We start from the raw sequence: 4796 nt of genomic DNA on the forward strand, positions 1-4796 counted from the left end.
CTGGCGGGTTACGGTACGGGTGCAATTATGGCTGTTCCGGGTCACGATAGCCGGGACTGGGAGTTTGCGAAGCAATTCGGGCTTGATATCATTGAAGTTGTAAAAGGCGGAAACGTAGAGGAAGAGGCGTATGCCGGCAGCGGAGAACACGTAAATTCCGACTTCCTGAACGGTCTGGACAACGAGGCTGCAATTGAAGCCATGAATGAGTGGTTGGAGAAGAACGGAAAAGGCCAGAAGAAGGTAACTTACCGTTTACGGGATTGGCTGTTCAGCCGCCAACGTTATTGGGGCGAGCCTATTCCAATTATCCACCTGGAGGATGGTACGATGAAGACCGTGCCGGAGGATCAGCTTCCGCTGCTTCTGCCGGATGTCGATCATATCAAGCCTTCCGGAACAGGAGAATCACCGCTTGCGAATGTGACGGAATGGGTTGAAACGGTTGATCCCGAGACGGGCATGAAAGCCCGCCGTGAGACCAATACGATGCCGCAGTGGGCAGGCAGCAGCTGGTACTATCTGCGTTACATCGATCCTCACAATTCGGATGAGATCTGCTCCAAGGAGAAACAGAAGGAATGGCTGCCTGTCGACCTGTATATCGGCGGGGTCGAACATGCAGTGCTGCACCTGTTGTATGCCCGTTTCTGGCATAAAGTGCTGTATGATTTGGGGGTTGTCGACACTAAAGAGCCGTTCCAAAAGCTGGTTAACCAAGGTATGATTCTGGGTAACAACAATGAAAAAATGAGTAAATCTCGCGGTAATGTCATTAATCCTGATGATATCGTGAATGAATATGGTGCAGATACACTGCGTGTGTATGAAATGTTTATGGGACCGCTCGAAGCGACCAAACCTTGGAATACCAATGGTGTTGAAGGTATGCACCGTTTCTTGTCACGAATCTGGCGTCTTTTCATCGGTGACAATGGTGAGCTCAATTCCAAGATCGTTAATAGCGAAGGTTCGGATGAGTTCAAACGAATTTGGCATAAAACAATCAAGAAGGTAACAGATGATTTGGAACATCTTCGCTTTAATACAGCGATCAGCCAGCTGATGATCTTTATTAATGAAGGTTATAAGGTCAATGAGCTGCCGCGTAAAGCGATGGAGAACTTTGTACAATTGCTGTCTCCGTTCGCGCCACATCTGGCTGAAGAGCTGTGGGGCCGTTTAGGTAATAGCGAAAGCATATCTTATGTGTCCTGGCCTGAGTTCGATGAAGCCTGGACAGTGGATGCTGAAGTTGAAATCGTTATTCAAGTTAGCGGTAAAATCGTAGAACGTACCAAGATCGCTAAAGATATGGATCAGGAAGCGATGAAAGAATATAGTCTCTCCCTTCCAAATGTCAAGCAGGCGCTGGAAGGAAAGAGTATCCGCAAAGTGATTGCGGTGCCGGGTAAACTGGTCAATATTGTGGCCGGTTAACTACATTGCCGAAGGTATTATCCAGTTTTTCAAGATCCTCATCATACTTGTTGTGTGTGGTCGTGATTAATTGGTGAAACAGGCCGTCCAGTCTATTTTCGAGCAGGGAAAGGGCTTGGGCGGTGATGCCTCCAGGTACAGCCACTCTCTCTTGAAGTTGTCTGGGAGAGAAACCTTCCTCCGTAAGTAATCTGCCGGTTCCAAGCAGCATTTCCCCGGCGAGTGCATTTAGCGAAGGACGGTCGGCACCGGTCATTTCGACCGCGGCATCAATCCATTTTTCCACAAAAAAACTCAAAAAGGCAGGCCCGCAGCTGGAAAAATCGGAAGTAATCCGTGTGTGTGATTCCAGTACCTCGGTAGGCCTGCTAATAAAAGACAGGAGGCTTTCCAAAAGCAGCCTGTCTTTTTCTTGTATCCGTGATCCATAGATACATAAAGATACGCCGCTTCCGGTCTGGTTGGTAATGCTGGGAATGATTTTAGCCACCTTGCAGGGGATAGAGGATTCAAGATGATATATCTGGACGGGACTCGTTATGGATACTGCGATCTGACCGATTCGAAGATGTTCATGAATTTCGTCGAGGACGGGTTTAAAGTCTCCGGGCTTAACACATAGAAAAAACAAATCGCTCTGTGATGCAGTTTCTGTATTGCTTCTGCATACAGTTAACCCGGGATGGCGTTCTGCCAGGTCAAGCGCTTTTTGTTGAGTCCGGTTACTGACCTGTATTTGTTCAGGCTGCAGAGCCCCTGATCGTATGAAAGAATCGATCAGCAGGTTACCCATGCTGCCCGTACCGATAAAGCCGACCTTCATGTGTGAGTTTCCTCCTTTCGTGCTTTACGGCATAGAAATACCGTTTCATATCGTTAATGTATGCATCTGGATTACTGATTCATGACCGATTGGGAGAAGAATTCGAGAATTAGATTGCTATATTATGCTTTTATAATAATCGGACGGAGATTTCGTTCGGGATTGGAGAGATATGAATGAGGCGAATTCCGTTGGGATGGAGTATTATAACTGTATTCATTGGCTGCGGATTGATTCTGTTTGCCGGAGGAAATGATCATCTGATGGAGGGCTGGGAACCGCTCAATGCGGAAATCCAGGAAGCGCTTGGCTTGCAGACGGAGGGCACACCAAGGATTGAATCCGGAAAGGAAGCTCCCACGCAAGTTAAAAAAAAAGATTCATCTGACGCAAAAGTGACCGTGAAAGAGGCGAGTGGTGAGGCAGCGACGCCCTCAGAAAATGTTTCAGTACCCATTGCGGTGGAATCTGTAGCCGCTTCTACGGAGGTTAAAGAGCCAGAAGTAGACGATCGTGCTTCAACATCTGACCTGTTAGGGAAGATCAATATCAATACAGCTGATCAATCAACGCTTATGGATCTGCCGGGGATCGGGGAGAAAAAAGCACAGGCCATTATTGATTACAGGACGAAGAACGGGCCGTTTCGCAGTGTGGAGGGTTTAATGAATGTAAAAGGGATCGGTCCTAAGATGCTGGAGAAAATGATGCCTTACGTTGGGCTTTAACCCTGTGCTACAATGAATTCAGATAACTACTAGGAAACAGGTGAGCTGATCATATGAGTACAGATCAACGAAAAGATTGGGATACTTATTTTATGGATATCGCATTTATGGTATCCACTCGGTCACAATGTCCAAGGCGCCATGTGGGCGCTGTGCTTGTCCAGGGCAAGAAGCTGCTTGGAACGGCTTATAATGGAGCTCCTATGGGGGTCCCTGACTGTTCCGAAGCGGGATGTATGATTGCTGAGGACTACGAGCTTGTCACGCTTAATGGCAAGGAGGAAATGATTAAGAAGCAGCGCTGTATCCGAACAATCCATGCAGAACAGAATCTGCTGCTGTTTACAGATCGGATTGATCGGGAAGGCAGTACGGTTTACGTGACGGACGAGCCTTGCTGGACGTGTGCCAACATGCTGGCAAACAGCGGGATTACTGAGGTGGTTTTTCATAGATCTTATCCGAAGGATACTGAAAAAGTAAGCCGTATGATGAAACAGAAGGGAATTCTCTTCCGTCAGCTGCTTAGCTATGAACCGCCGGGAGAAACGTTAATGACGGTTTCAGATTAACGAATTGGATAATGGAATAGACAACAAGAACATAGGATGACGATTGAGGAAGGACCTCTGGATGCTTAGGCAGCCGGAGGTCTTTTTGTTTTTTGAAGTCATTGATAGAAGAGGAGATGTGGATGTAGTGACCCATAGACCGCTGCTTGTTTTTGCTTGCTGCTGGGTTCTTGGCAGCGGGGCTGCTTGTATGTATTCAGGCTTGAAATGGATATTTATTATCATAGGTCTGGCAATCCTGCTCGTGGCTTCTCTCATTTGGCGGGGGGCAGGAGCTGTTTATACAGGCTGTATGATCTTCGCGCTTCTCTTTTCATCCGTATACTGGGAGTGGAATGATGAACGCAATGTCAGCAGTCTGAGTTTCCTGCTGGAGGATGCAGGAGCTGCAGACGATGGAATATCTGTAGTGACTGAAGGTGTCCTTGCATCTCCTGTAACGGTGGATGGCGATCGGGCTGATTTCGTGTTTATGATCCATCGTGTTCATCCTTATTCGGAAGACTTTAAGGAAAAGGTTCAAGTTCAAGTCAAACTGCTTACCCAGGAGGAGAGGAATACAGCTCTGCTGTGGAGGCGTGGAGATAATATGAGAATTAATGGTCAATTAGAGACGCCTTCCATTGCCCGGAACTTTGGAGGGTTCGATTACCGCCAATTTCTGAGAACCCAGGAGATACACTGGATCTTCAAGACCAAAGGTATTGAAAATGTGAAGGTTAAGGGGCATGAAGAATGGAAATGGAGTTATGTGCTCCGTCTTAATGATGAGGTGCGTGAATACATTGGCGGACTCGTTGATCAAGTATTCAGCGGAGTGAACGCAGGATATATGAAAGGTCTAATTATCGGTGAGAAAGGGGACTTGGACCCGGATACGTTTGCCGAGTTTTCCAGACTGGGTCTTACACATATTTTGGCGATATCCGGAATGCATGTCGCGGTATATGTTGGTTCATTGTTATTTGTTTTTTCGAGATTGCGTTTGACCCGGGAAACATCATTGACTGCAGTGATCTTTTTGATACCTCTTTATGTGCTTTTGACCGGGGCAAGCCCGTCTGTTGTACGGGCAGGCATGATGGGGATGATTGGTTTATACGCCGCCCGGAAGGGATTGCTGAAGGATGGGATGCATATTTTAAGCGCTGCTGCCTTGATGATGCTTTTGTGGAGTCCATATTTTCTCGTCAATGTCAGCTTTCAATTATCGTTTCTTGTAACGGCGGGTTT

The 4796-nt window shown here is 47.1% G+C and carries 5 protein-coding genes; 4 read left to right on the forward strand and 1 reads right to left on the reverse strand.

The window, feature by feature from the left end; genetic code table 11:
* A partial coding sequence (leuS, locus tag BN1234_RS08840; protein ID WP_082423145.1) for a leucine--tRNA ligase occupies positions 1 to 1440 on the forward strand: 1440 nt, incomplete at its 5' end.
* Here leuS and comER read toward each other — a convergent pair.
* Positions 1421 to 2263 carry a late competence protein ComER gene (comER, locus tag BN1234_RS08845; RefSeq protein WP_054956302.1) on the reverse strand — a complete coding sequence of 281 codons (843 nt, stop codon included), beginning with the start codon at positions 2261 to 2263 and terminating at the stop codon, positions 1421 to 1423. The genes leuS and comER overlap by 20 nt on opposite strands.
* 176 nt (positions 2264 to 2439) lie before the next feature.
* On the opposite strand from comER, the gene BN1234_RS08850 reads away from it, so the two are divergent.
* The 3 genes from BN1234_RS08850 to BN1234_RS08860 form a co-directional block, all read left to right on the forward strand.
* Positions 2440 to 2991: a ComEA family DNA-binding protein gene (locus BN1234_RS08850; RefSeq protein ID WP_054956303.1), complete on the forward strand. Its 552-nt coding sequence runs from the start codon at positions 2440 to 2442 to the stop codon at positions 2989 to 2991.
* A gap of 53 nt (positions 2992 to 3044) precedes the next feature.
* Positions 3045 to 3563, forward strand: coding sequence for a deoxycytidylate deaminase (locus BN1234_RS08855; protein WP_054956304.1), 519 nt, complete (start codon positions 3045 to 3047; stop codon positions 3561 to 3563).
* Between the two features lie 61 nt (positions 3564 to 3624).
* Positions 3625 to 4796: ComEC/Rec2 family competence protein (locus BN1234_RS08860; protein ID WP_245640135.1), on the forward strand; the 1172-nt coding region annotated here is incomplete at its 3' end.

Source organism: Paenibacillus dakarensis, from assembly GCF_001373415.1.
Taxonomy (GTDB): Bacteria; Bacillota; Bacilli; order Paenibacillales; family Paenibacillaceae; genus Paenibacillus_AQ; species Paenibacillus_AQ dakarensis.

What these genes read in the sequence shown, in the direction of transcription:
- comER (WP_054956302.1), bottom strand. Translation starts at nt 2,263, where the DNA reads ATGAAGGTCGGCTTTATCGGTACGGGCAGCATGGGTAACCTGCTGATC.
- BN1234_RS08850 (WP_054956303.1), top strand. Translation starts at nt 2,440, where the DNA reads ATGAGGCGAATTCCGTTGGGATGGAGTATTATAACTGTATTCATTGGC.
- BN1234_RS08855 (WP_054956304.1), top strand. Translation starts at nt 3,045, where the DNA reads ATGAGTACAGATCAACGAAAAGATTGGGATACTTATTTTATGGATATC.